This is a genomic window from Spiroplasma eriocheiris, assembly GCF_001029265.1.
GTDB classification, from domain to species: Bacteria; Bacillota_I; Bacilli_A; order Mycoplasmatales; family Mycoplasmataceae; genus Spiroplasma; species Spiroplasma eriocheiris.
This window is the reverse complement of sequence record NZ_CP011856.1, coordinates 763036-789767: the sequence shown is the minus strand read 5'-3', so window position 1 is coordinate 789767 and position 26732 is coordinate 763036. Positions and strand designations below refer to the sequence as shown.

General features: G+C 31.4%; 26 protein-coding genes, 7 tRNA genes and 1 rRNA gene. 30 read left to right on the top strand and 4 right to left on the bottom strand.

The window, feature by feature from the left end:
• Positions 1 to 148: 148 nt before the first annotated feature.
• The 12 genes from SERIO_RS03595 (at position 149) to SERIO_RS03550 (ending at position 8805) form a co-directional block, all read left to right on the top strand.
• Entirely contained in the window at positions 149 to 487 is a 339-nt protein-coding gene (locus SERIO_RS03595) for a hypothetical protein (RefSeq protein WP_047791512.1), read from the top strand.
• Between the two features lie 177 nt (positions 488 to 664).
• Positions 665 to 1144, top strand: coding sequence for a hypothetical protein (locus SERIO_RS03590; protein WP_047791511.1), 480 nt, complete (start codon positions 665 to 667; stop codon positions 1142 to 1144).
• A gap of 158 nt (positions 1145 to 1302) precedes the next feature.
• On the top strand, positions 1303 to 2190 hold the full coding sequence (locus SERIO_RS03585; RefSeq protein ID WP_047791510.1) for a hypothetical protein: 888 nt from the start codon (positions 1303 to 1305) through the stop codon (positions 2188 to 2190).
• Positions 2191 to 2448: 258 nt separating this feature from the next.
• A complete protein-coding gene (infC, locus tag SERIO_RS03580) occupies positions 2449 to 2979 on the top strand; it encodes a translation initiation factor IF-3 (protein WP_047791509.1) in 531 nt (176 codons plus the stop codon).
• Between the two features lie 40 nt (positions 2980 to 3019).
• Positions 3020 to 3211, top strand: coding sequence for a 50S ribosomal protein L35 (gene rpmI / locus SERIO_RS03575; protein ID WP_047791508.1), 192 nt, complete (start codon positions 3020 to 3022; stop codon positions 3209 to 3211).
• Positions 3212 to 3236: 25 nt separating this feature from the next.
• On the top strand, positions 3237 to 3596 hold the full coding sequence (rplT, locus tag SERIO_RS03570; RefSeq protein ID WP_047791507.1) for a 50S ribosomal protein L20: 360 nt from the start codon (positions 3237 to 3239) through the stop codon (positions 3594 to 3596).
• Between the two features lie 868 nt (positions 3597 to 4464).
• A complete protein-coding gene (locus tag SERIO_RS06590) occupies positions 4465 to 4635 on the top strand; it encodes a hypothetical protein (RefSeq protein WP_158500494.1) in 171 nt (56 codons plus the stop codon).
• Positions 4636 to 4714: 79 nt separating this feature from the next.
• Positions 4715 to 4933, top strand: coding sequence for a hypothetical protein (locus SERIO_RS03565; RefSeq protein ID WP_047791506.1), 219 nt, complete (start codon positions 4715 to 4717; stop codon positions 4931 to 4933).
• Positions 4934 to 5062: 129 nt separating this feature from the next.
• Positions 5063 to 6844 carry an excinuclease ABC subunit UvrC gene (gene uvrC, locus SERIO_RS03560; protein ID WP_047791505.1) on the top strand — a complete coding sequence of 594 codons (1782 nt, stop codon included), beginning with the start codon at positions 5063 to 5065 and terminating at the stop codon, positions 6842 to 6844.
• A gap of 50 nt (positions 6845 to 6894) precedes the next feature.
• A complete protein-coding gene (locus SERIO_RS03555; RefSeq protein WP_047791504.1) occupies positions 6895 to 7647 on the top strand; it encodes a DeoR/GlpR family DNA-binding transcription regulator in 753 nt (250 codons plus the stop codon).
• A gap of 102 nt (positions 7648 to 7749) precedes the next feature.
• Positions 7750 to 7872 carry a hypothetical protein gene (locus tag SERIO_RS06845; RefSeq protein WP_257787408.1) on the top strand — a complete coding sequence of 41 codons (123 nt, stop codon included), beginning with the start codon at positions 7750 to 7752 and terminating at the stop codon, positions 7870 to 7872.
• A 126-nt stretch (positions 7873 to 7998) separates the two neighbouring features.
• Positions 7999 to 8805: a MurR/RpiR family transcriptional regulator gene (locus SERIO_RS03550; RefSeq protein WP_047791503.1), complete on the top strand. Its 807-nt coding sequence runs from the start codon at positions 7999 to 8001 to the stop codon at positions 8803 to 8805.
• 72 nt (positions 8806 to 8877) lie between these two features.
• Here the strand turns inward: SERIO_RS03550 and SERIO_RS03545 are convergent, their stop codons facing one another.
• Positions 8878 to 9543: a hypothetical protein gene (locus tag SERIO_RS03545; RefSeq protein WP_047791502.1), complete on the bottom strand. Its 666-nt coding sequence runs from the start codon at positions 9541 to 9543 to the stop codon at positions 8878 to 8880.
• A 177-nt stretch (positions 9544 to 9720) separates the two neighbouring features.
• Here SERIO_RS03545 and SERIO_RS03540 point away from each other — a divergent pair, with 177 nt between their 5' ends.
• The 5 genes from SERIO_RS03540 (at position 9721) to SERIO_RS03520 (ending at position 16578) form a co-directional block, all read left to right on the top strand.
• The gene (locus SERIO_RS03540; RefSeq protein ID WP_047791501.1) at positions 9721 to 11064 is read left to right on the top strand and encodes a hemolysin family protein; all 1344 of its coding nucleotides are present in this window, start codon (positions 9721 to 9723) and stop codon (positions 11062 to 11064) included.
• A gap of 240 nt (positions 11065 to 11304) precedes the next feature.
• Entirely contained in the window at positions 11305 to 12765 is a 1461-nt protein-coding gene (locus SERIO_RS06660; RefSeq protein ID WP_047791500.1) for a lipoprotein, read from the top strand.
• 95 nt (positions 12766 to 12860) lie between these two features.
• Complete coding sequence (locus tag SERIO_RS03530; protein ID WP_053040833.1) at positions 12861 to 13337, top strand: MarR family winged helix-turn-helix transcriptional regulator; 477 nt, start codon at positions 12861 to 12863, stop codon at positions 13335 to 13337.
• 97 nt (positions 13338 to 13434) lie between these two features.
• The gene (locus tag SERIO_RS03525) at positions 13435 to 15372 is read left to right on the top strand and encodes an ABC transporter ATP-binding protein (RefSeq protein WP_047791499.1); all 1938 of its coding nucleotides are present in this window, start codon (positions 13435 to 13437) and stop codon (positions 15370 to 15372) included.
• A gap of 162 nt (positions 15373 to 15534) precedes the next feature.
• Positions 15535 to 16578 carry an SGNH/GDSL hydrolase family protein gene (locus tag SERIO_RS03520; protein ID WP_047791498.1) on the top strand — a complete coding sequence of 348 codons (1044 nt, stop codon included), beginning with the start codon at positions 15535 to 15537 and terminating at the stop codon, positions 16576 to 16578.
• 49 nt (positions 16579 to 16627) lie between these two features.
• Here SERIO_RS03520 and SERIO_RS03515 read toward each other — a convergent pair whose 3' ends face one another.
• Together SERIO_RS03515 and SERIO_RS03510 are read right to left on the bottom strand one after the other, a co-directional pair.
• Entirely contained in the window at positions 16628 to 17596 is a 969-nt protein-coding gene (locus tag SERIO_RS03515; protein ID WP_047791497.1) for a hypothetical protein, read from the bottom strand.
• 185 nt (positions 17597 to 17781) lie between these two features.
• Positions 17782 to 18621 carry a hypothetical protein gene (locus tag SERIO_RS03510; protein WP_047791496.1) on the bottom strand — a complete coding sequence of 280 codons (840 nt, stop codon included), beginning with the start codon at positions 18619 to 18621 and terminating at the stop codon, positions 17782 to 17784.
• A 325-nt stretch (positions 18622 to 18946) separates the two neighbouring features.
• On the opposite strand from SERIO_RS03510, the gene SERIO_RS03505 reads away from it, so the two are divergent.
• The 8 genes from SERIO_RS03505 to SERIO_RS03470 all read left to right on the top strand — a co-directional run bounded on the left by SERIO_RS03505 (position 18947) and on the right by SERIO_RS03470 (position 20281).
• Positions 18947 to 19022, top strand: a tRNA-Val gene (locus SERIO_RS03505).
• A gap of 6 nt (positions 19023 to 19028) precedes the next feature.
• A tRNA-Thr gene (locus tag SERIO_RS03500) sits at positions 19029 to 19105 on the top strand.
• A gap of 6 nt (positions 19106 to 19111) precedes the next feature.
• Positions 19112 to 19195, top strand: a tRNA-Tyr gene (locus SERIO_RS03495).
• A 6-nt stretch (positions 19196 to 19201) separates the two neighbouring features.
• Positions 19202 to 19276 (top strand) — tRNA-Gln (locus SERIO_RS03490).
• Positions 19277 to 19291: 15 nt separating this feature from the next.
• A tRNA-Lys gene (locus SERIO_RS03485) sits at positions 19292 to 19367 on the top strand.
• 3 nt (positions 19368 to 19370) lie between these two features.
• Positions 19371 to 19457: transfer RNA gene (locus tag SERIO_RS03480), tRNA-Leu, on the top strand.
• 67 nt (positions 19458 to 19524) lie between these two features.
• Positions 19525 to 19598: transfer RNA gene (locus tag SERIO_RS03475), tRNA-Gly, on the top strand.
• Positions 19599 to 19690: 92 nt separating this feature from the next.
• Positions 19691 to 20281, top strand: a complete 591-nt coding sequence (locus tag SERIO_RS03470) for a DxFTY motif-containing membrane protein (protein WP_073797443.1) — start codon at positions 19691 to 19693, stop codon at positions 20279 to 20281.
• Here SERIO_RS03470 and SERIO_RS03465 read toward each other — a convergent pair.
• Positions 20271 to 21056: a phosphotransferase gene (locus SERIO_RS03465; RefSeq protein ID WP_047791495.1), complete on the bottom strand. Its 786-nt coding sequence runs from the start codon at positions 21054 to 21056 to the stop codon at positions 20271 to 20273. The two genes, SERIO_RS03470 and SERIO_RS03465, sit on opposite strands and share 11 nt — an antisense overlap.
• Positions 21057 to 21138: 82 nt before the next feature.
• On the opposite strand from SERIO_RS03465, the gene rdgB reads away from it, so the two are divergent.
• The 5 genes from rdgB (at position 21139) to SERIO_RS03440 (ending at position 26563) form a co-directional block, all read left to right on the top strand.
• Positions 21139 to 21747, top strand: a complete 609-nt coding sequence (gene rdgB, locus SERIO_RS03460; RefSeq protein WP_047791494.1) for an RdgB/HAM1 family non-canonical purine NTP pyrophosphatase — start codon at positions 21139 to 21141, stop codon at positions 21745 to 21747.
• Entirely contained in the window at positions 21734 to 22255 is a 522-nt protein-coding gene (locus tag SERIO_RS03455; protein ID WP_047791493.1) for a tRNA (cytidine(34)-2'-O)-methyltransferase, read from the top strand. The genes rdgB and SERIO_RS03455 overlap by 14 nt, the downstream gene beginning before the upstream one ends.
• 96 nt (positions 22256 to 22351) lie before the next feature.
• Positions 22352 to 22675: a single-stranded DNA-binding protein gene (locus tag SERIO_RS03450; protein ID WP_047792019.1), complete on the top strand. Its 324-nt coding sequence runs from the start codon at positions 22352 to 22354 to the stop codon at positions 22673 to 22675.
• 317 nt (positions 22676 to 22992) lie between these two features.
• Positions 22993 to 24648, top strand: coding sequence for a Na+/H+ antiporter NhaC family protein (locus SERIO_RS03445; RefSeq protein ID WP_047791492.1), 1656 nt, complete (start codon positions 22993 to 22995; stop codon positions 24646 to 24648).
• 395 nt (positions 24649 to 25043) lie between these two features.
• Positions 25044 to 26563: ribosomal RNA gene (locus tag SERIO_RS03440) — 16S ribosomal RNA — on the top strand.
• Positions 26564 to 26732: the final 169 nt, after the last annotated feature.

Genomic DNA, 26732 nt, shown 5'->3' with positions numbered 1-26732 from the left:
TACTAGTTGTTATCAAGATAAAAAAAGTGATAGGTTAGTAAAATGCTTAATAAAAAAAGGTGGACATTCGAAATGAAACCATCTTTTTTTAATTTTAAATAAATTTTAAAAATAATTGCTTTTTTTTAAATAGGGTAATGCAGAACGAATGCTTAAAGTATCAGAAAATAATATTTTAATTAGTAGTGCAAATGGACGTGTATATCAACTAAATAACCAGGGTATTATTCAAAATAATTGAGTTAAAAATTTTCGAATATACGATCTTTTAAAATTACAAGATGATACTATTTTAGCAGCACATGGAGAAACAGTTAATAATAATCTTGGTGAAGTGTATCAATTAAATGATGATGGATCAGTTAAATTAAAAGTTGACCAGTCATTAACAAAAAACTTTACTGATCAAGTTACTATGTTAATACAAGCTAATAATGGTCAAATTTTTGCGTTTGGCGATAAGATCTATGAACTAAGTAACCACTAACATCATTATTTTAAATATTTTTTCTTTTTACTGAAAATTATTGTTAATTAACATTTTTATCATTATAGTTAAAAGAAATAAAATAAATTAACAAATTAGTTAGAAGAATCGAAACTTATCAAACTAACATTAAATATTAATTATTAATGTTTTAATAAGATAAGGGAAGTGAAACTAATGAATGTTAATCAAAATTTAAAACCAAAAATTAATTTTAACTCATTACAACAATATTTTAACCAACTACATTGAGAGTTGAACCTGATTGTTTCAACCGAACGATTTGTAAACTCGACCAATCCTATTTTTGCTTTGCAACGTAAAATCAGTAGTTTACGTTCTTCAATTAAGAATGGGAATGTTGATTTTGCTATTAAAAGAGTTCATGATTTATTAAATGATGTAACTAATGTTCTAATGCTGCGAGTAGATACGAAAGTTAATGAATATATGCATTTATATGAACAGCAAACTGGCAAGTCATTTGATTCTAACTATCAAATTGCCATTGTTGATAAAGATGTTGAACATTTTTTAAAAATTAAATACCAGGGGAAATTACAAATTACGATGAATATATTACGACCATATTGAGTCAATTTATTTTTAACCAAAAAACTAAATGATATATATAAATATTTACGTGAAAATATCTAATTAATAATTACCAACATAAAAAAGTTTATAAAATAATAAATTTTTTTATTTTTTATCTTGAAATTTAAAAATATTTAGATTAGGATAAAAGAGAAATATTTAGTAGTATTTTTGAACGAAACGGGTATTAATTTATATTAAACAGATAAGGTATTATTATGAAAACAGAAAATCCTGATATTACTAAAGCCGAAATTCAAAGTTTTATTGGTGTTCATTTTTATTTAGCCGATGGGAAGGAAAATAAGCAAGCAAAAGATGAAATAAGCCGGGTTGAATATTATTTTACTGATGTTTCTAACTTAAAGACTATTGAATATAATTTTAAGGATTCCGAAATCAATGCATTCAATAAGATTAAAAATTTTTTAATGTTAGAAAATGTTAAATGTTCTGCTGAACTGATGGGGGAATGAACCTTTCCTTTTCAGGTTTCCCAAGCAGGAGAAACTTCAAAATTAGATTTCGCTTGGTATTTAAATATTTTAAAAAAATCCAATACCATTAAGCAGTATTTTTCATTTTTATATAAGCAAAAGTATCAGTTTTTAGCAATTAAACTTTTTAATTTTATTGCGGCAAGAACAATTTTTAAAACTAATCCTTTAGAATTAAAAGTTGAAAGAATTTATGATAGTAATTTATTATTGCAAAAAGCCCGCAAAGCAACTGCCAGTGGCAATTATAATTTAGCATTAATTTCAATGCGATCATATATAGCACAATATTTACAACAATGAATAGTAAGTTTATCAATTACATTAGATGATTCGACAAAGGATAATTTACCCGAATTATTGGCTTATTTAAATCAGTATCTTAATAATCACCCCCAATTTAAAACAGGTTTAGTTCCCAAAGTTTGGTCTGGATTTAAAAAAATTTTAAAAGAAGTGCAAAATATTCGAAATCATAACACCGTTGTCCATCCTAATTCTGAAATTCTCTCTGAATTTGAAAGCAAGTTAATTTCTAATAGTTTAGAGTATTTATTATGGGCCTTTAATTCAATTAAGGCAAAATTTACAAATGAAGATTATGAATAATTTTTTAAAGTTTTAAGATGAGGTTTTAAATATAAACATTTTTAAGAAAATTAGTCATTTATCTTGATTATTATTATTTATTCAGTATAATTCATTATGAAAAAGAACAAAAGTAGCATTGCTCACCCCCACCCTTAAATGTGGTAATCGGGTTATTTAAGTTCAAGAAACCTAATTCTTAATTAGAAATTTAGGCTTGAAGTTCTAGCGCTACTTTTTGGCGCTTTTTTAATTATTATTTTGATGATGGAGGTCTTAATGAATCAAGCAACTGGAAAAAACCTAAAAACAGACATTGTTAATAAGGATATTCGTGCGCGCGAAGTACTAATTATTAATGAAAATGGGGAAAAAATTGGCCCATTATCACGCCATGAGGCTTTGGCATTGGCAGAAGAAAAGGGACTAGATTTATTACTAGTTTCAATGAATTCTAACCCGCCCGTTGCTAAACTGGTTGATTATGGGAAATTTAAATATGAACAAAAGAAAAAAGAACGCGAATCTAAAAAACACCAACATGTTACTGAAAATAAAGAAATGCGATTACGAACAGGGATTGGTGACCATGACATTGAATTCAAAGCTAAAAAAGTTCGCGAATTCTTAGAAAATGGTGATCGGGTTAAAATTTCTTTAAAATTTCGCGGAAGAGAAGTTGCTCGTCCCGAATTTGGGAAAGAAACTTTAAAAAAATTCTATAGTCATATTGAAGATCTAGCAAAAATTGAAAAAGAACCCCAATTAAACGGTTTGTTTTTAGACATGTATGTCGTACCAAAAAAATAATAATTTTAAAAGTTGATAATTAAGAAGGAGAGGAATCGTTATGCCAAAAATGAAAACAAAAAGAGCTTTAGCAAAACGTGTTAAAGTGACCGGATCAGGAAAATGAAAAAGAGCAAATGCATATACTTCACATTTAGCTCAGAATAAATCAACTAAACAAAAACGTCATTTACGAAAAGCAAGTTTAATCGACAAAACTGATCAAAAAAGATTGAAAGATTTAATTCAATAGAATCGTAGGAAAGGAATAGAAAATAATGGCAAGAGTAAAAGGTGGACCAACGACAAGACAACGTCGGAAAAAAGTAATTAAACAAGCTAAAGGTTATTTTGGAACAAAATCAACTCATTTTAAAAAAGCTAAAGAACAAGTAATGAAGTCGTTAGCTTATGCTTATCGTGATCGTAAACAACGCAAAAGAGATTTTCGAAAATTATGAATTCAAAGAATTAATGCGGCAACTCGTGAATATGATTTATCTTATTCACAATTTATGAATGGTTTACACAAAGCAAACATTGAAGTAAACCGTAAAATGTTATCAGAGTTAGCAATTAATAATCCAGCAGAATTCAAAGTATTAGTTGAGGAATCAAAAAAAGCATTAAAAAATTAACAATATCTTTAAACATATTTATTTAAATATGTTTTTTTATTTTTAACAATTTTTATCATATTAGTTAAGGATGAGGATTAACTTACAGGACTTTATTTTTAACAGCCCAACAAAGTAATCAAGATTAAAATATGCATTATATGGATATTTTTAATTACATTATAATTGGATTTGTTATGATGGGGTTGAGAGTTTATAGCCACTCCTAAATTCTTGATTTGAATAGTTAGGTAGGTGGTTAAATGGGGTTAATACAAGTGATTGTTTTAATTCTGAAAATAATCACTCTACTATTGCAGTTATATTTAATTATAAAAAAACTATCCGAATAGGATAGCGTAAAGCAATAGGAGTGGTTAGCTCTCATTTTTTTATAACCATTTTTATTATAGCAATAATGGTTAGGAAATCAATTAATTTTTAGTTTTTTCAGTAACATTAGTTAAAAATTTAATTTATTATAAAAAATGCCACCAATAGATCAATTAGATCCCCGCTTAGAAGATTTATTAAAATATTTAGTGTTGTTAAAGGTTAAATTAATCATTTTCACGAAATTAATTAAAAATGTGTTAATAGACTAAAAATAAGATATAATATCATTATAAAATAATATTAAATAAATAAATTTTTTTGGATATTTTATTTAAAATGGAGCGGACCAAATTATAGGAGAATAGAAATTTGAAACAATTTTTTGTAGTTTTTAATTTTTGTTTTAGACGTTTTTTTCAACAAAAAAAGTTTATATAACAACAATTCTATATACATTAATTTATATTTTATTTATTGTTTTTAGCACATTTTTTAAAAGTAAGTCTGATGGTTTTAGTGATCAAGAAAAAAATTTGTTTTAATTAGTATGATTATGATTATTTTATATTTATCAATTTTTAATATTTTATTTATTATTGATAATTACCTTTATGATAAGGAATCAGGATTAATAAATTTAGAAAATCGAATGGGTTTATCAAAAGCAAAGATTTTCTTGGCTAGAACTAGTACTAATTTATTAATTAACTTTATTATTAGATAATCAGAATGGCACAGATAATTTTGATATTGGACCATTTTATGATAATACAATTGGTCAAACTAAATTATTAGTTAATCCTTTGGAAATATCATCACAAAATGGAACTAGTGATTTAGTTTATCGTCATTATTCATATGTAAATGCAATGGAAACAACTGCCACAATTTCATATAAATGAAATAACAATACTTTAAAAGTTTCAGTTTATTTAAAAGTATATGCTTATGCGACAGCGTGAAATGCATACTGAGCTCGTACCGAAGCGCAATTAACAGCTTATAACTTTTATTTTAGTTAAAAGATTTTAAAAATTAATTATTTTAAAACAATGGGAGTAATAAACTATTTATTATTCCCATTTTTTCATGATAATCTTGCATAATTTATTAATAGTTACTAAAATTATATTAGTTAAGGGGGCTACTAAATGGCAAATAATTTATCATTGCGAGAACAAGTCAGCAAATTACCCGACAAACCAGGTTGTTATATTTATTACAATATTTATAATCAGGTGTTATATGTTGGGAAAGCAAAAAATTTAAAAAATCGGGTTTCATCTTATTTTAATAAAGTATATAACTATAAAACAACGAGGTTAGTCAATGAAATTGACCATTTTGAAACAATTATTACAAATACTGAAAAAGAAGCCTTAATTTTAGAACATAATTTAATTAAGCAATATAAACCAAAATATAATATCCTCCTGAGTGATGATAAACACTATCCTTATATTGTAATTACCAAAGAACATGATCCCCAATATTTATATGTCCGTAATATTAGTAAAAAATATGCCCGTAGTTATGGCCCATTTCCGGAAGGAAGCCACGCCCGGGAAATTATTAAAATTTTAGAACGCTTATATCCGCTACGACGCTGCAAAGGTAACTTAGGAAAACCATGTTTGTATTATCATATTAACCAGTGTTCGGGAGCCTGCTTTAAAAAAGTGCCCCGAGAATATTATGAAGAGATGATTCAGCATGTTGATGAGTTTTTTAAGGGCAATACAAGCCAAATTAAGGCCTTATTAACCAAGAAAATGCACCAAACAGCTAGTAACTTACAATTTGAAGAAGCTAACAAAATAAAGCTGTTAATTCACCGCTTAGACTGGACAATTTCTGATCAAAATGTTGATTTTTTAAATAAGAACCAAAATGTTGATGTTGTTGGATTATTTAAAACCCCGGAAATGTTAGTAATTACGGTGTTATTTTATCGCCTGGGGAAATTAAGCTATAAAGATAGTGATTATTTTATGTTGGCTAATGATGATGATCCCCAAGAAATCATCCGGTTATATTTACAAAATATATACCAAAAAAATATTTTACCAAAAAAGATTATCATTGACCCCAAGGTGGACTTAACGGAATTAGCTTTGCTATATCCTAAGATTGTTAAACATCCAAAAAATACCAATGATCGCCACGTGATGAAGTTAGCAATTGCTAATAGCCAAGAAAGTTATTTGCAATACCAAAAATATCACCAGCACCGGGGCAGCAAAGAAGATTTGCTCCTAGAATTAAAAAAATTATTAAATTTACCTGAAATTCCATATTTAATTGAAATGTTTGATATTGCAAATATTAATGATGAATTTGTAACTGGTGGAGTTATTACTTATAAAAATGGGTTACCTTCCCGTAATGATTATCGTAAATATAACATTGATATCCCTTACCAAGATGATTACCACCGGATTAGTAATCTTGTTTTGCGCCGTTATCAGCATGCGAAAGCAGAAAAACGTGCCTTACCTAATTTAATTATTATGGATGGGGGAATTCAACAAGTCAATGCTTGTTTAAAACAATTAGATATTTTAGATTTAGAAATTCCTGTGATTGGTCTTGTTAAAAATGAACACCACCGGACGGACCACCTTTTAAATCTCGATAAAAAAGCTATTAATTTAGATAAATCTAGAAAACTTTTTCATTTTCTAACCAAAATGCAAGATGATGTTCATAATTTTACGATCCGTAATTTTAGAACCCGCCAAACTAAAGCATTAATTACTAGTGTCTTAGACCAGGTTCCTGGTCTCGGACAAACAAAAATCCGCCAGTTAAACCAGTCTTTTGGCTCGCTAAATGAAATTAAAGCTGCTAGTGATGAACAATTGTATAATATTTTAAAAAATAAAACAACTGTTGAAAATTTAAAAAAATTTTTGGCATCTTTTGGTAAGTAATTGAAATTTTCGGTATAATTTAGTATATACTAATTAAAAGGAGAGATGCCATGCACCGTGTTGAGAGAAAAAACTTATTATTATCTTACCTATGTAAAAATAGTTTTCATGAGATGAACCATGTGTTAGATTTTGTGAATGACTATGAAATTTCATCAACAACAGCCCGCCGTGATTTAAAAGAGTTAGAAAAAGAAGGAATTATTAGTATGTCATACGGGGGGATTCACTTTTTAGGATTAAGTAACAAAGCTTGTAGCATTGACTTAATGCACCGGAACCGTAACTATGACTTAAAAATGATTATCGCTAACAAAGCTAATGAATTAATTGAACCAAATGATGTGCTATTTGTAGGGAGCGGGTCAACTTGTGAGTTATTTGTCAGCCAAATTACTAAGCCAGTTAAAATTGTTACTAATTCACTCCGAATTTTGCAATTAGCCAAAGACAACCCAAATGTTCAGTACCACGTTTTATTTGGTGGGAAGTTACGAGATAAATCACAATCGTTTTATGGATCATTTTGTGAAGAAAGTTTATCGTTAATTCAGTTTGCAAAAGTAATTATTAGTGCTAGTAATGTTGATGAAGAAGGTTATGTTTATAAAAGTAACGAAGAAGAGGGCCGTGTTGAACTAGCAGCGCTTGCTCGGGTTCAAACCAAAATCTTACTAGTTGATTCCACAAAATTCAATTCAGTAGGGTTCTTTAAATTTACATCATTGCCAACTTTTACAAATATTGTTACTGATAAACCAGAAGTTTTTCAAACAATCGCAAGTTCAGCCAAGGTAATATAGAGTTATTAACTAGAAATCATTTTTTAAAATGATTTTTTTATTTTTTAAAAGGAAAATTTTCATTATCTTGGTAAATAACTAGTGAGAGGAGGTTAGTAGCGTATGGACTCAGCCACTGTTCAAGATATTTGTTATCAGATTGAAAAATTTGAATTTGAAGATTTGTTTGCGATTTTATCAAAAATTGAAGAAATCGTTAATGAGCGGACAAAAGTCATTGATTAATGAAAAAATTTTATTAAACCTTCAACTTTTTTTCATTCCATTTTTCCAGTAAGTTTACTACAATAAAAAACAAGGGTAAGGGTATGGACTCTCATAGTAACAATTTTGGAAAACATAGGTGGAAACATGCAGATAGAAAAGAACATTATTGAAAAGTTAGAGGAAATTGTCTTAATTAATGACAAAACAGTTAAGGTAGTTATTGCAAAAACAATTTTAAATTTATTAAAAGAGCGTGATGATTTTATTATTAATGATGTTGCCAATATTTCTTTTACCAGCGTATCATCAATTACCAAGTTTTGTAAAAACTTAGGATTTGCTGGTTGAAAAGAATTCTATGCTTTTTTAAAAACGGAAAAAAAACGACAACTTTATCAAAATAAAGCTTATTCAACGCTTCAGGAAAGTAATACAGATGTAATTATTAATAAGATTATTGAAAATCATTCATTATTGGTATCCAGTACATTAGATCACAATATGGAACCAATAATGAACCTTGTTAAAAATATTAATAAGGCGAATAAAATTTATATTATTGGTAATGATCGGTATTTAAATTTATCAAATTATTTTTATCATCAATTATTAATTTTAGGTTATGATACTTATTTTACAACTTATCATTATGTTGCAAAAAAAATATTAGAAAAGATATCGGCCACTGATTTAGTAATTGGCATTCTATTGCATGATGAAACTAATTATTTATATAATTTAATTCAAAGTAAGATTAATGTTATTCCAGAACTTACTTTTAATTCCATTGACATCAAACCAGCTGCTGAACAGAAAAATAACAATGAACGAGCAGACATTGTTATTGATCCCAACCACAGCATGATGTCACTTAGCGAAATTGCTTATAATTCATTGTTTATTATTATAAACACAGCACTTCAAATGTTAAACGAAAATAGAATTTCTTAATTCTTTTTTTATTTTTGCCAATAAAAAAAAGATAATATTAATTATCTTTCTCATTATTTTTTAAGTTAACTGCTAACTTGCTTGATCATGGCTAGTATCCCAGTCTTCTTTTACGAGATGTTGAACAAAATAATACATATACTGCTGAGGAGTGGCCCCGTTTACTCAACTACTTCCCATGTCTCCTGATTCAAAGCCCATGTATTGTCCTTGTTTAACATAAATAAACAATGGAGTACCCTTTAATTTTAAACTATCGGCGGTAATGGTATAGTCAATTTCCCCGTTAATTTTATGAGCATTACGTTCTTGAGCAACGACCCAGTCAAGAATTTTTTTAGCTCATTTTTCACCTCATACTTTATTATAATCTTCAACTGAATCTCAGGTACTCATTAAATAAGTATTTTCAATTGTTTTATATTCATTTTCATTTGCTGATGACCGCGAACCATAATAAGTTGCTAAATTATAGTCAGCTCCATATTTTCCATTTAAATAAGCATGAAATTCCGCGTTACCTTTGGCACCATCATATAATTCATTAATTGTTGTTTTTTCTAAAGCTTGACAGTGAGGACAGTTTTGCGCACTAATTAGCATAATAAAGCTATCCTTATTATTAACAGCGCTCATAAAAGTATTGTATAATCCTAATTCACTCTTACAAGCAACAACACTGGAAACTGATGAACTTATTAATGAAATTGCTGCGAAAGATGCTAGCATTTTTTTCACGGTGATTCCTCCTTGAGAATTTATCATTTATCTTACATATACTATTATATGATACCTTAAATTTTGTAAATTAAAAGTAATTATTTTAAAAAAAATCAATAAATTATTTTTAAATTATCTATTAATATTGATTAATATATAGTATATTATAATTAACATAAAGGAGTGGAAATTTAAATGTTAGATTCCTCGACCGCGTTATTTGTTTTATTGCCCTTAATGATTATTTTATTAATATTTTCTTCTTTTTTTTCAGCTTCGGAAACGGCGATTACTTCAATTAATGTTATTCGGCTAAAGCAATTAGCAAAGGGAAAACGAACCAAAGTTCGGAGCAAAAACCGAGAAATTAAAAGTGCCAAACGAGTTTATAAATTTATTAAAGATTATGATCGTACTTTAGCAACAATTTTAATGGCAAATACCTTAATTAATACTGCTTTAGCGACTATTGGTGCTTTATTTTTTGCAACTTTTATTCGTAGTGAAGCCACTGCCACTTGAGTAGCAACAGCAGTAATTGGCGTAGTTGTTTTAATTTTTGGCGAAATTGTGCCCAAAATTATTGCCAAGCGTAGCCCCGAAAAATTTTCAATTTTTGCTTCTTATATTTTATGAGTTTGAAAAATTGTGCTATATCCGTTTACATGGTTGCTAGTTTTAAAAAAAGAAAAGCCCGGTCAGGTATCAACAACTGAAAATGAATTATTGGAATTAATTTCAACAATTGAATCGGAAGGAGTGCTTGAAAAAAACGAAAAACAGTTAATTGAATCAGCAATTACTTTTGATGAAAAAAATGTTGGTGATGTTATGCGGGATAAAGAAAAAGTAAAAGCAGTTTTTAATGATACCAACTGACGAGATTTACAAAAAATTTATAAAGAAGAACGTTTCACCAGAATGCCAATTATTTCGCGAACTGATGGTAGTGTAGAAGGAATTTTAAATATTAAGGATGTATTAATTGCTATTATTGATAAAAAAGAAGTAAACATCAAGGAATTAGCTAGTGAACCAATTTATATTTCCAAGCATTTAAAATTGGATGATGCGTTAGAATTATTACAACAAGAGCAAGTTCATATGGCGATTGTTACTCCTAATCGTGAAAGTAAAACTTTTATTGGTGTGGTCACGATGGAAGACATTATTGAAGAATTAGTTGGTGAAATTTATGATGAGGATGATGAAACTGGTCAGGTTAAAGAAATTGGTCATCATATGTACTGGATGCACGGAAACACTCCAATTAAAAAGGTTTTTAAAAAATATTTACAATTAAATGTTCCTCCCAAAGCGGAAGGCAAAACCTTATACCAATGGTATGTCGCCCAAACTGGTTATGAGTTTACCCCCAATGCTGATCTCCCCGAAGATTTTGTTTACCATAATTTTGCTTTTCGAATTAACCGCGAAAAAACAAAAAAATTAAAAACGAAAAGTAATAATGTCAAATCAAAAGCTGTTATTTTTGAAATTGAAATCTTAACTGATAGTAATTCAAAAGACCAATTTTAGTTTTTCTAAACACTTTTTTTGTTAAAAAAAATAAAAAAAGTGTTTTTTTCTTAGTTTTTAGTGCTAAGATATAAGAGTAAAAGTTATGACCAATTATTATTAATGTTTAAAAGCAATTTCGTTAAACGGAACTTAATTGTTTGGTTTTTATTATGGCCCAACTCTGTTTAATTAAAAATTACTTTTATATGTTTTTAATAGAGGTAGTAATTTTTGATAAAGTAGAGAGGGAGATTTTAAATGAAAAAATTATTAGCGATTTTAGGAGCCGTGGGGTTAACAACAACCGGAGCATCATCAGTTGTTGCTTGTAGTAATCATGCTAAAACTGAAGAACCATCTGTTGACCCCCGCAATGATGAATTTCATCAAAAGCAAGTAGCACGTTTAATTAAAAAAATTCAAAATTATAATACAAAAAAACCGTTACTAATTGATGGAGATTATAAAAATATTAATTCACAGTTAATTGTAAAGATGATTAACCACAATTTTAATTTAAAAGGGGTGGTTGTCAATGTTAACAAGGTTGAAAAAATTACTGAACCATTTAAACAGTTAGGAACAGCAGTTGTTAATTCAATTACTGATAATGGGGTTGAAGTATTAACCACTCCAATTAGTCTTAAATATTCAACTGTGCAAATTGTGAATGTCAAAGCAATTAGTAATGATTTAAATAATATTAATCAAGTAACCAACCCCAAATTAGTGGATGTTAAATTACCAATCCCTGGCATTGATTTGACCTTAGGTAGTTTATTGGATAATTCCATGGTCCCAACAATTTTAAATTTAATTCCAACAGACCCTAATTTAGCAAGTAACGATGATCAACAAAAATGAGATCAATTAATGCAAATGGTTGAAGGATTAGCAAAAGGTCTATTAGACAAGGAACTAAGTTTTAAGAAAACTATTAACAATGTGCCCGTTGTTGGGAACGCAGATATTGTTTTAGAAAAAGTGACAGTGAAAGAAATTATTGATGCGGTTCGTCCCGACTTAATTAGTTTAGTTAATTATGTTAAAGCTAATATGCAAACAACTCATAACTTACCATTGTTACTCTTTAAATATTTATTATCACCAGTTGATTCTAAAATGCCACCAATTAAAAATGTAAAAGATGGTGAACCACACAATAACTTTGAACATTTATTAGCGGATTTATTAGATGGTCGCCAAGGCGGAAAGGATATGAAAAAAGTCAAAATTAAAGTTGGTTTTTTTCCTTACGCAATAACTTGAAAAGTTATTAGTGATAAGAATTTTAATTTAGTGGAATATACCTTCAAATCATTAGTTGAAAGTTTTTTAAATAATGGTGAAGGTATTGATATGCTTAATGGTAAATTAACTGTTAAAGTGAAAGGTGAACTTTTAAGTTTTAAAATTAATCAAGAAATACCGTTACCGATGTCTTTATTAAGCAATTTAATTGTTCCAATATTAATCGGGGGGTCGCCTAGTGGCAACCTAGAAAATGCAAATGTTGAATTATTACACGGAAAATTATTAGTACTAACAACAACTGATGGGGCAACTTGACACCCAGCTAAAACAATTGCTGATCTTATGCAAGCGAAAGATGTTACTGTGAGTGGGGAAAATTTACAATTTAAAGTTAGCGATAAAACCGATGATAGTTTATCAATTACAACTAACGATAATTTAGCAATTGGGTTAAATCTTGGCTAATAAGCAAAAAGAACATTATTAAATGTTCTTTTTTTAATCTTGATAATATCTATGTTATGATTTTAGTAAATAAAGTGATAAGGTGGTGAAGCAAAGTGAATGATATTGATAATATGGATTGAAAAAACCCCAAAACTTGGAATATTCTGCGCTTAATTGCCTATACCAATAAAATTTGTCGTAGTTATGTTGAAGAACGGTTGAAGAAAGCGGGTTTTGATGATTTCCAAATCCGTAATATGTGATTATTAAAATTAGTTGAACATTATCCTCACCAAACAATGAATGAACTTGCTAATCTTGCCAACCAGTCGCGAGCTAATATTACTATTTTATCAAAGCGCTTAGCGGAAAAGGGCTATTTAGACCGTTACCACCCCGAAGATAATAAAAAAGTTATTTATTTAAAACCAACCGCCAAATGACAAAAAATTCAACCAATTATTATGAGTCTGATGGATGAGTTATCACTTTATATTGAAAAAGTAATCACCAAAGAACGAAAAATTTTATTGGAACAAGATTTAGCCACGTTAATATTAAGCCTGAGCAGGCTAGCTCATACAAAATAAAAGTTTATTTTTATTATTGCAACTCACAAGAAAATAGATATAATCATATTTAGTTAAATGTTTAACAATAATTTAAGAATGATAAAGGAGCAAAAAAATGGAGAAAAAACACCATGAAGGAACCAAACCAGACTTGTCCGGGGGCAAACATCCTGAACAACAACATAAGGGTTCAAAAATTGGATTTTTTAAATTAATATCAATTTATTACCAACGTTATTGATTTCGTTGGTTATGTTTAATTATTTTTGTCATGATTACTTGTGGAATTACCGTGGCAATTCCAAAGTTGACAAATATTGTTATGACCAACTTATCAGTGGGAATGCAAAGTCGTCAGTCAATTGATGATCCGGCAATGGCATGATCAGCTTTAATGTACTGAGCAATTGGTTTTGCCGCAACATTTGTGGTTTCGGGAATCTTTTTATATTTACAAAGTTGGGTTGGTGGTTCAATTTCACGAAAAATTGAAATTGACATTCGGATCAAGGTTTTAAATAAACTAATTGATTTAGATATGAATTACTACCATGATAAAAAAATGGGAGATATCTTAACTAAATTAATTTCTGATACCCAAATTTTAGGGGACCAGGCTTACCAAGTTCCCCAAAACTTTTTAAATGCTATTTTCACTTTTATTGGTAGTGTGGTTATTATGTTCACATTAGATAATAAAGTGCAGATTTTTGAAAATGTGCCTGGGGGAGGAATTCGCCCAGTTCCTAACCAATATATCAACGGAACCCAAACGGTTGCTGAATTAGCAGGGATTATTTTAGGGGTTTCATTTGGAATTCTAATTTTAACGGCTTTTTGTTTTACTTTTATCCGTCGTTTAATTTATAAACAACGAAGAGTTGTTTCAAATGTTAATGGGGATGTTAATGATCGAATTAATGCTATTCGCTTAATTAAATCAACAGGAACTAATGAATATGAAAAACAACGTTTTCATAGTATCCACCGGGATTATTACAAAGTAAGTATGCAAGCAATTCGTGTCCAATCACTAGTAATTGCCTTTGTAATTACCACATTAACAAGTATGAATACCATTGCTTTAATTGTCGGGATTATTTTTGTTAACCAAAACAAACTTGATCCCACCGTTATGTTATCAATTACAATGAGTATTAACTCGCTAATTTTTCCAATTATCCAAATTGTGCGTTTATTAGGAAACTTAGCAACTGCTTCAACTTCGGCGACCAGGGTTAATGAAATTTTTCAAGAGGTGCCAAAAATTAATCCTAACCTAAATGCCACCCCACTCCCAGATATTAACGGAAGTATTATTTTTAAAAATGTTGATTTTAAATATAACCCCGATGATCCCGATGAAGAATTAATTTTACATAATTTTAATTTTGAGTTTAAACAAGGTGAATCATATGCTTTTGTTGGAGAAACAGGCGTTGGGAAATCAACAATTTCTAAATTACTACTTCGTTACTATGATCCAACTAGTGGGGATATTTATGTTAACAATGATCAAAATCTAAAAAATGTTAATTTAAAATCATATTTAGACCATGTTGGTTATGTTGAACAAGAACCCCAAATTTTATACGGAACTTTTTATGATAACATTCGCTATGGAACCTTTGATGCCAGCGATGAAGAAGTTGAAGCAGCTGCTAAAAAAGCAGAATTATATAATTTTATTAAAGAACTTCCCGAGGGTTTTAATACTGTTTTAGGAGAACGGGGATTTATCCTTTCGGGTGGGCAAAAACAACGGTTAGTAATTGCACGGATGTTTTTACGTAACCCTGAAATTCTTGTCTTAGATGAAGCAACGAGTGCCTTAGATAATATTGTGGAGAAAGAAATCCAGGGTGAACTAGACAAGTTAATGAAGGGGCGTACAACAATTATTATTGCCCACCGGTTAAGTACAATTAAAAATGTTAACCAAATTTTAGTTCTTGAAAAAGGAAAAGGGGTTATTCAAACGGAAACTTTCAACGATCTTAAAAAAGTTGAAGGACGATTTAAAAAATTATACGAAGCTGGCTTAATGGATTAATCTTTTTAAACATTATCACTGCTTAATAATATTAACTTCGATTAATAAATTCCTAATTTATAATAAAAGCAAATAAAGGAGTGCTCAAAGTACCTAGTTAATAGTTATTTTGGCACTCTTTATTTATTCAATTTGAAAAATTATTTATTAAGGAGGGAAAATATGAAAAAATCACATTTCATTTTAACGAGTATTATTACAACAATTCCACTATTATTAAACCCCTTTAGTAGTAGCTATAATCACGATAACTATCGGAATTTAACTTATTCACACCTGTATGTTTTGGGCGATAGTTTATCGGATACTGGAGGCCTTGTCGGAGCTGGAACAGATTTTTTTAAAGGAAAATGATTTTTACCCCAAATTAAAGCAATTACTTTTGATAGTCCCTTTTATAACCATGTTTCTTTTAGTAATGGTCCGGTTGCTGTTCAATATTTAGCAGATAAACTTCATTTATCATTAACCCCAGGTTGAAAATATTCCGCTTTTTGGAATACTGAAACTTATGAACAATATGGGAATAATTATGCCATTGGTGGGGCAGATATTGGTGATGTTAACACTTGAACTGGTTATTTCTTTGCGAATCGATTTGAATTGGCAAATCAGTTACAAACATTATTGTTTCAACATACAATTCAACCCCAGGATCTAATTGTGGTAGAAGGAGGCAATAATGATTTATTTGCTGCAATTGGTTTAAAAAATAGTTATGACCAACAAACAATTATTACGACTGCTCTTAGCACCGAAGAAAAAATTTTAAGAAAATTAATTGCTAACCATGCTGCGCATATTATTGTGACCAATGTTCCCGATATGGGGAAAACTCCTAGTTATTACCAAACACCGTTAGAACAAACGGCAACTAACTTAGCTACCGAGTATAACAGTCAATGAAGTCAAATTATCAATAACTTACAACACCAGTATCCCCACAAAATTAAAACATATAATCTTTTCGCAGCTTTTAATAAATATCGCCAGCAATTTGCCACCCAGGGCTTTAATATTACAAAAGCTTGCGTTAAAGAAAATCTCGTTAGTGTTTTGTACTCGAGGCATGTTAAAACAACATATATTAATAATTGTAATCCCCAAAATATTAATAATTATTTTTTCTTTGATGATGTTCATCCAACGGCACTAGTCCACAAAATGGTGAGGTTAGATTTATACAATTTAGCCTTAAATTGATAACAAAAAAAGAGTTTCTTATTAGTAAGAAAACTCTTTTTTAATTTAAGTTCTAGTATGTTGTTCTGGTTTGGTCAGCTTCCCGATATTGGGGAATTGAAATCATATAATTATCTGAACGTTTTCATAACCCGGCAATAACTTTGACAATTAGATAAATCATAAACATTGTACTAATTAATGACATTGTGAAACGCATAATATTGATAAAGGCTGATCCTGCTCCTTGATTGTTTTGGAAAATACTTGTAAAAATTTCGATTAATTTTAACACCGCGGTGATAATTTGAATAATTAATAAAATTGTTACAATTACTGTATATAAGGTTGAAACAAAACGGTATCATTTTCCTAAACTGGTTTCGGCAATCATGTGGGCCACAGTATTTTGGTTGTAAAATCAAGGGACAAATAACAGGCTTAACGCACTAGCAACCGCTAACACTGCAATGACTGCGGTAAAAACTTGTTTTGGGTTGGCAGGATAGTAGTCCCCAACTTTTGTCCATGAATGGTCGTTAGCACGAGCATAAAATGCCATAATTGCAACAATACTAAAAATAGCTCCTAATAATCACGATGTTCCTAAATAACGAACAATTGTAACGCGGGCATTTTTAGTCGCTTTAACATCGGTATCTGGTAATCATGTTAAGGCAAAAGGGGCAAAGAACCCTCCTAAAGATAGCGACAAGACTGCTAAACTCCATTTATTTGCACATAGTTCTTCATCAGTACCTTTTGAAGCATAACGAATTAACCCAATATTACAAATAATTGTTGAGAATAATGTAAACATAATAGCAATTAAGAAGATTACTTTAAAACTTCCTAAGTCTGAATATGAATTCATTAAAAAGATCTCGGCAGTATTAGGGTCAACATTGTTAAGAGTTCCGTTATTGAACTTATCTAAGTAGTAAAAATAAGCAATGCTCATAATAACTACCCCAATAATTCCAAAAATACTAGAGAAGATAATTCAGAACCTTGTAAAACCAAAACTTTTTGGTTGGCGCATGTTATCACTTTTCCTTTCGTTATCGTTTTTAGATACAAAATTATTATATCTTATTTTTCGGGAAATCGATATTTTATCAAAAGTCGCAAAGCCACTTTTTTAAAGAAAACAGGGTTAAATTTATTTTTTTAAGCAAGAATTGTCAAAAATTAGCAAAATAAAAAGCAATTAATAATTGCTTTTTATTACTTTACACTGGGAAGCACAATTTTAATAAAATTAGTTGCTCCCGTTAACAGGTCACTTGCTGGTTCAGACAATATTTTAATGAAAAGCACCGGTGAAGTAGTTAAATCTAGGGGTTTTTCCAATTCCTGGTGGTTTTCAAGATATCATGTTCACTTAAAGTCACCAACATTATTATTAATATCATCATAAATTGCCCGGGGGACATACTGACGAACAACCGCTAAAATTTTATCCGCAAAACTTAAATCCAACTCTTTTTTAGTAACTTGTTGGTAGTTTTGAACATGGAACTCATCCTTGCTAATTGCTGGGATGGTGTTAATTAGAGCAATGTTAAATTTTGCTTTTAGATTAATGGTTATTATCATGGTTTCACTTTGCCGTTGGTAGGCAATTGTCCCGTCTTTTTGTGCTAATGCTTGATATAGTTGCAAATTAATTTTAATTTGTAAAATACCATCATCCACATGCAATTTTGATTGGTTAATACCTTCTATAATGGCAATTTTACTATTAGCAGCGGGCGAAGTTTGTTGCAATATTTGTGGTCCATCAACTTTTGTCACCGTTGCTGCTTTGTTAGGAATAATAATATTTTTAAGAAGATTAGTTTGTAATTTACTAAAGGTAAAATTGAAATAATCGGCACTTTGCTCAATGCCATAATTACTTAGATCAATACCAGTATTATTTGCGTTATAACTTGATTTAAATGAATTTAATAAATCATTGTTATTTTCTTTATTAACCGGTGGTTTATCATTACAAGCAATGATACTGCTGGTACTTGCTAGCATTAATCCTCCGGCGCCTAAAATCGCTATTAACTTCTTCATTAAATAAATATTCCTCCCTTAAAAACAAGAAAAAATAACAAATACTAATTTAGGGATTCAGCTGTCAACTTGATAAGATTTATTATTTTTTCTTATTTCCAATGCTAATTAAAATTCGGCAGTAAAACAAGGGATTTCATAATTTAGAAAAAAATTTATTTTATTGGAAAAAAATCATAATACTTTCGTTTATTATTTTTTAACGTTAAAAAGCTTGGGGGTGGAAATTATCAAAATCTTAAAAAAAGAAAGGAAATTTAATTGACAAAAATAGTTGATTTATATAAAATAAAAAAGGTTTAACACAATAAACAAATATATTTTTCGAGTGTTAGCTCAGTTGGGAGAGCGCCTGCCTTACAAGCAGGTGGTCAGCGGTTCAAGTCCGTTACACTCGACCATTTATTGCTGGCTTAGCTCAATCTGGTAGAGCAACTGACTTGTAATCAGTAGGTTGGGAGTTCAATTCTTCTAGCCAGCACCATTAAATGGAGAGGTAGCGAAGTGGTTAAACGCTACTGACTGTAAATCAGTTCCTTCGGGTTCGGGGGTTCGAATCCCTCCCTCTCCACCATTGCATTGGGCTATAGCCAAGCGGTAAGGCAAAGGACTTTGACTCCTTCACGCGCTGGTTCGAATCCAGCTAGCCCAGCCATTTATTTGTTTAGTTCTCCTGTTAGCTCAGTTGGTAGAGCAACTGGCTTTTAACCAGTGGGTCAAAGGTTCAAGTCCTTTACAGGAGACCATGTGCCCGAGTGGCGGAATAGGTAGACGCAACGGACTTAAAATCCGTCGGTCTCGCGACTGTGCCGGTTCAAGTCCGGCCTCGGGTACCATTTTTTTAAAAAAATAATTGACTTACGATGTAAATATGGTATATATATTACTAGGTTAATTAAAGATGCGGGTGTAGTTTAATGGTAGAACTTCAGCCTTCCAAGCTGACTGTGAGGGTTCGATTCCCTTCACCCGCTCCATTATTTTTACTTGTTTTGACAAGTTTTTTTTATTTTAAGGGGTGGTTTTATGATAAAATAAAGCAAATATAAAAGAGAAGTAGGAGAAGATCGTGAAAATCATTGATAAGCAAAATAATGCGGAAAATAACTCAACCGATGATAATTTAGCACCAGAAGTCAAAGAACATCTGGAATTTCAATCAACACGAACTGTTTTTTGAAAAAGTTTATTAGCAATTATTGTGGAAGGAATTGCCCCATTTTTTTTGTTATTTTTCTTATCATCACCGGACTTATCATATGCTGACCATTATGAAGTAGGGGGCGGCATTGGCTTTGGATTACTATATGTGCTGGGAGTTTTTCTTTTAACCTTACTGGGTTTTATTTTAAAATGTCATAAAGCTGACCAGTTTACTTACAACATTACCTTATCATGAACTTTATTTGGGTTTTACTTAACTGGTTACTGGTGAGGCTGAGATAAAGTTTTATACCGTTGTTTAGTGGCAATGGCATTTTTACTATTCTCTGTTTTCTTTGGTACTTTTATGGCAGTGTGAATCCGTAATATTGCTGAATATTTAAAAGCAAAACGTGAAGGACGGGTGCTAAATCCTGAGGATGAAATTATTGCAGCTTCTCGCGAAGATTTTGAAGCAACCCAGACCAAAGAAAAAAATCCTCCTGTTAAAGAGTAGGATTTTTTAATTTTTGGTATTTTGCTTCCATAATATTTAAAAACGTTGCATTATTAGTATGTTCATACATATAATTTGCCCAATAGATCCATAAGATATTTTGGTAATACATTCAATCTACAACACGTTGGTGTTCAACAGCTGTTAGATTAAACTGGTCAAACCAGTATTTAATATCTGCTGATTGGGTTAGGGTTTCGGAAGCAAAACTAGCAATATCAAACAGGGGGTCATTTAACATCGCATATTCATAGTCAATTAAATATAAGCGATTAGCAATGAAAATAAAATTATCACTTGTTAAATCATTATGGCAGAGAACAGGATTATTAATTGGTTGGTATAGTGCAGGGTTAATAAGATTTTCTTCCTGGTCCAAATTATAAATATTTTTTTTAATATGTTGTTTTATAGTTTGCAAAAACACGTGGGGGTTAAATTTTTTAATATTATAATTGCGCACATCAACTTGATGTAGTTTTTTAATTAAATAACTAACCCGTGTTAAATTGCTGCGTCCGAGACCGGTTTGCCCCAGGGTTAAACAATTAGGATAATATTTGGTGATGACATAAAAATGATCATCATCATAACCAGTTTCCACAATTTCCAAATTAATATTTTGGTGTTGTAAGGCATTTAAGACGTTGATTTCATTTTCATGGTCCAGAAACACGCGGGTAAAGGGTTGTTCATAACGAACAAAAAATTCACCCCAACGGTAATTGATATTAGTTAAGCCCTTATTTAATTTTTCACCTTGTTCAAATTTCATCTTCTCAACTCTTTTTCTAAAATAATCATTTTTATTATACAATATTATTAATGATTTAGGAGAACCAAAGGAGAAAAGAAATATGCAAGAAATTATTATTGCCACTAATAATGTCAATAAAGTTAAAGAATATCAAGAATTATTTGCGCAGTTAAATATTAATGTTAAATCACTCTTAGATTTTGATTTTATTGGTGAAATTGATGAAACGGGATCAACCTTTGCCGAAAATTCTTTAATTAAAGCAGAATATTTAAGCGAGTTTTTAAAAGTTCCTGTTTTAGCTGATGATTCGGGTTTAGAAATTATTGAGTTAGATAATTTTCCGGGAATTTATCCGAAAAGATGAGCCGCTCCCATTTTAGATAATAAGATTGTTAATGATTTATTATTAGAGAAATGTAAGGATTTGTCGGACCGTAGCGCAAGAGCGGTATGTGCTTTAAGTTATGTTGATAGTCAACGGAATGTTGCCAAAACTTTTTTAGGAGTTACTAACGGCGAAATTGCTTTAGAACCACGGGGAGATGATGCATTTGGTTTTGATCCGATTTTTTTACTACCAGAGTTAAATAAAACTTATGGTGAGTTATCATTACATGAAAAAAATCAGTATTCGCACCGTAGTAAAGCAATCAAACTATTTATGGATTGGTATGCCCAAGCAGGAGAACACCATGCCAACAAGTAAAAAATTAAATATTGTTTTATATGAACCAGAAATTGCCCAAAATGTTGGCGCAATTATTCGAACTTGTGTTGCTGTCAATGCCAAATTGCATATCATTGAGCCGTTAGGCTTCTTTTTCGATGAACGTTTTATTACCCGTAGTAGTGCTAATTATATTCATGCTAGTGATTATCAATTATATAATGATTGAGAGCAATTTTTAACCTTAAATCCTGATGCACTATTATATTGCTCAACACGCTATGCTAAACAGCCCCATAGTGCCATTAATTTTAAAGACCAAACTGGACCAATTTATATTATGTTTGGTCGGGAATCAACGGGCATTCCCCACGAAATTTTACATAATAATTTAGAACGTTGTTTTCGAATTCCAATGCATCCAAATGTGCGGAGTTTGAATGTGGCATCTTCGGTGGGAATCGTGGCTTACGAAGTTATGCGTCAGTTAGATTATCCTGATTTATCAAAAGTTGAGATTCAAAAGGGTGCAGATTATTTAAAATAATTTATGCACCAGAGGCATTTTTTTCGCTGTTTTATTGGGATTCCTTTTATAATTCAAGAGTATAAAGCTATTTTAATTAAGAAAGGATGAAAAGAAGTGAACCAAGTAATGTTAGTTGGTCAAGTTGAGGGCCCTTATGAAATTGTTTATGACAAAAAAGAGACAGAACGCAAACTAATGAAATTTTTATTAAAGGTTCAACGACCTTTCAAAAACCGGGAAGGTAATTATGATGAAGATATTGTTAATGTCAAAGTATGAACTAACAATATTGATGATTTAGATGTTAGTTTACGGGATAAAGCAATTATTGCGGTCAAAGGGCGAATCCAGTCTTTTAAAGCAAATAATTTTGATGATGAAAGTTACTACAACGATATTATTGCCGATCGGGTTACCTATTTAACAAGTTTTAATTAAATTAAAATTAATATGCACACCATAATTTAAATAGCTTTTTACATTAATCGCTTATCTTTGATAAGTGATTTTTATTTTTTTAACATCTTGGTTTTTTTCTTGAATTTATTAAAAAAATATATTATCATTAACACAATATTTTATTGAAGGAGGGTTATTTAATGCATTGCGCTGATCACATTAAAACATTTATTATGCAATGACTTAGTAGCGCTCGTTCAACGAACATGATAATGTGTCGCTAGTTATTTTTAATGGCCATATAATATTTAAAACCAAAATAAGAAGATCATCTTTTAGAAAGTAGGTTGATTATTTTGGCAAGAAAAACATCAAAAATTAACAAATTACTAGCTAACCAGGAAGTTAGTTCAGAGATTTTAACTTTAAAACGAGAAGTTTCTTTTAAGGGCCTAATTCCGCTCTTATTATTTGTAATTTTATTTATTATTTGTGGAATTGTACTAGATTGTTTAAAATATCAAATTTTTTCCAAACACAATCCAATGGGGTTTTACTTAGTTTTTGCTCCAATTATTATTTTAGTTCCAATTATTATTGGTTTTATTATTATTAATGGTGATTTTAATCTTAAATTAAAAGCCTTTTTAAAGGGCAGCAGTGATCATAATATTTTATTAATGGTTTTTATTTATCTATTATCCGGAATGTTTTCGCAACTAATGACAACCATTGGGGCTTCTAGTGCCATTGGAAATTTAGGTTTCAAAATTATTCCGCCAAGTATTCTTGTGGGTGGGGTCTTTATTATTAGTGCGGTTATTTCAACCGCGATGGGAACGAGTGTCGGGACAATTGTCGCGTTTGGACCAATCGCGTTTGGAATGGCAAAAGAAGCCCATATTAACCCTGCAATGATTGGGGGTGCGTTATTATGTGGAGCAATGTTTGGGGATGATTTATCATTAATTTCAGACACTGCGATTGCTTCTTGCCGTACCCAGAATGTTGAGCCGCGTAAACGTTTTCTGTTTAATTTTAAGATCTTATTAATTCCGGCGTTAATTGCAATTGTACTATATTTTACCTTAACATATCTAAAAGATGCCCAGTCACACGCTCAAACTTGAATTTGATGAAAAGCATTATTAACTATTTTGCCATTCATTATTGTTTTAATTAGTGCATTAGCGGGTGTCAACGTGTTTATTGTTTTAATCTTAGGAACACTAATGGCCTTAATTATTGGGTTTAGTTTAAATCAATTTAATTATTGGGTGCTTCCTAATAGTAGTGACTTGACCACTAATTATTTACCAAATTTATCACCGGCGCTGATGACTAACGGTAGTTTTGATCCCAATGGTCACTTATTAAGTGGGGTTGATAAATTCTTAGTTGCGATGGATGCAATGAAAAATGGGATGATCAACATGAACGAAATTATTTTCTTAGCTTTATTTACTGGGGGATTAGCCGGGTTAAGTGAATTATCCGGTGGGGTTGAATGAGCGATTCAAAAAATTAACAAAGCAATTAAAGGAAAAAAGAGTGCCCAATTTGGAATTGCCATGTTAACGAGTGTTAGTGACATTGCCTTAGCAAATAATACGATTGCAATTATTATTGCGGGGCCAGTTGCCAAAAAAATTCGCGAAACCCACCAGTTAAATAAGAATAAAATTGCTGCTTTTGTTTCAATCTTTCCCGCGGTATTTCAAGGTTTAATTCCATATGGGGCCCAAATGTTAATGTTAGTAGGACTTGCTAATTCGTATGTTGATGCTACTACTCCCGCCATTTCTTTTCTGGATGTTTGAACTTATAGTTGATATTTATATTTATTATTTGCCTTTGCGATGTTATTTATTATTTTTAGTTCTTGAGAGCGCATCTTAACATATCCCTTCGGAACTAAGTTTAAACAATTTTGGCTAAAAATCTTGCGAATTAATAAAAAACAACAAGCTAGCAAGGAAGAAGACTCTAAAAAAAGCAACCCAAATGATTAAGGTTGCTTTTTTATTTGTCAAAAACCCTTAATTTTAAAGGAAATTTAAAAAAGTAATAAAAAAAGTAAAAAAAATTAAATTTTTTGCAAAAAACACTTGCAAAAAACTCAACATTTTATATACTTATTAAGGTGTTCGATAAGCTTAATAAAAATAATGCAGAATTATAATTTATTAGTATAAAATGCTTACCAAATGTACAAAAAAATTAATTAAAATTGTGAAAAAGTTTAAAAAAATGTTGACAATAATTACTAAATTTTGTATGATTTGTAAGGTGTTTTATAGAGACACTAACAAACATGAACGATCTTTGAAAACTAAACATAACAATTATGATATACATTTAATCAATGATTATATCCGTCATTAAAGCTAGGAAAAAAATAATTATTTTACATGAGAGTTTGATCCTGGCTCAGGATGAACGCTGGCGGCATGCCTAATACATGCAAGTCGAACGGGGTGCTTGCACCCAGTGGCGAACGGGTGAGTAACACGTATCTAATCTACCCATTAGCGGGGGATAACAGTTGGAAACGACTGCTAATACCGCATGATATCTTTGGAGGCATCTTTGAAGGTTGAAAGGTCCGTTTGGACCACTAATGGATGAGGGTGCGGCGTATTAGCTTGTTGGTGGGGTAATGGCCTACCAAGGCGATGATACGTAGCCGACCTGAGAGGGTGATCGGCCACATCGGGACTGAGACACGGCCCGAACTCCTACGGGAGGCAGCAGTAGGGAATTTTTCACAATGGGCGAAAGCCTGATGGAGCAATGCCGCGTGACTGAAGACGGTCTTCGGATTGTAAAGGTCTGTTGTAAGGGAAGAACAGCAAATATAGGAAATGCTATTTGTTTGACGGTACCTTACCAGAAAGCCACGGCTAACTATGTGCCAGCAGCCGCGGTAATACATAGGTGGCAAGCGTTATCCGGATTTATTGGGCGTAAAGCGTGCGCAGACGGTTTAGCAAGTTTGGGGTTAAAGACTGGGGCTCAACTCCAGTTCGCCTTGAAAACTGTTAGACTAGAGTGTAGGAGAGGTTGATGGAATTCCATGTGTAGCGGTGAAATGCGTAGATATATGGAGGAACACCAGTGGCGAAGGCGGTCAACTGGCCTATCACTGACGTTTAGGCACGAAAGCGTGGGGAGCAAATAGGATTAGATACCCTAGTAGTCCACGCCGTAAACGATGAGTACTAAGTGTCGGACTAAGTTCGGTGCTGCAGCTAACGCATTAAGTACTCCGCCTGAGTAGTATGCTCGCAAGAGTGAAACTCAAAGGAATTGACGGGGACCCGCACAAGCGGTGGAGCATGTGGTTTAATTCGAAGCAACGCGAAGAACCTTACCAAGGCTTGACATCCAGTGCAAAGCTGTAGAGATACAGTAGAGGTTAACATTGAGACAGGTGGTGCATGGTTGTCGTCAGCTCGTGCCGTGAGGTGTTTGGTTAAGTCCAGTAACGAGCGCAACCCTTGTCGTTAGTTACTCCATTAAGTTGAGATACTCTAACGAGACTGCTAGTGTAAGCTAGAGGAAGGTGGGGATGACGTCAAATCATCATGCCCCTTATGTCTTGGGCTACACACGTGCTACAATGGCCGGTACAAACAGTTGCGATCTCGCAAGAGGGAGCTAATCTGAAAAAGCCGGTCTCAGTTCGGATTGAGGGCTGCAACTCGCCCTCATGAAGTCGGAATCGCTAGTAATCGCGGATCAGCAATGCCGCGGTGAATACGTTCTCGGGTCTTGTACACACCGCCCGTCACACCATGAGAGTTGGTAATGCCAGAAGTCGGTATCCTAACCGCAAGGAGGGAGCTGCCCAAGGCAGGACTGATGATTAGGGTGAAGTCGTAACAAGGTATCCGTACCGGAAGGTGCGGATGGATCACCTCCTTTCTATGGAGTTTAAATACTTCTAAGTATTAAGGTTTTAGTGATGTGTTATGTTTAGTTTTGAGAGGTTAGTTCTCTCAGATAGTAAGAAAATCAATACTCGTCAAACAGTATTTTTAAATTACTATGAATTGTTCTTTGAAAACTGGATAATAGACATCTAGTTATATAA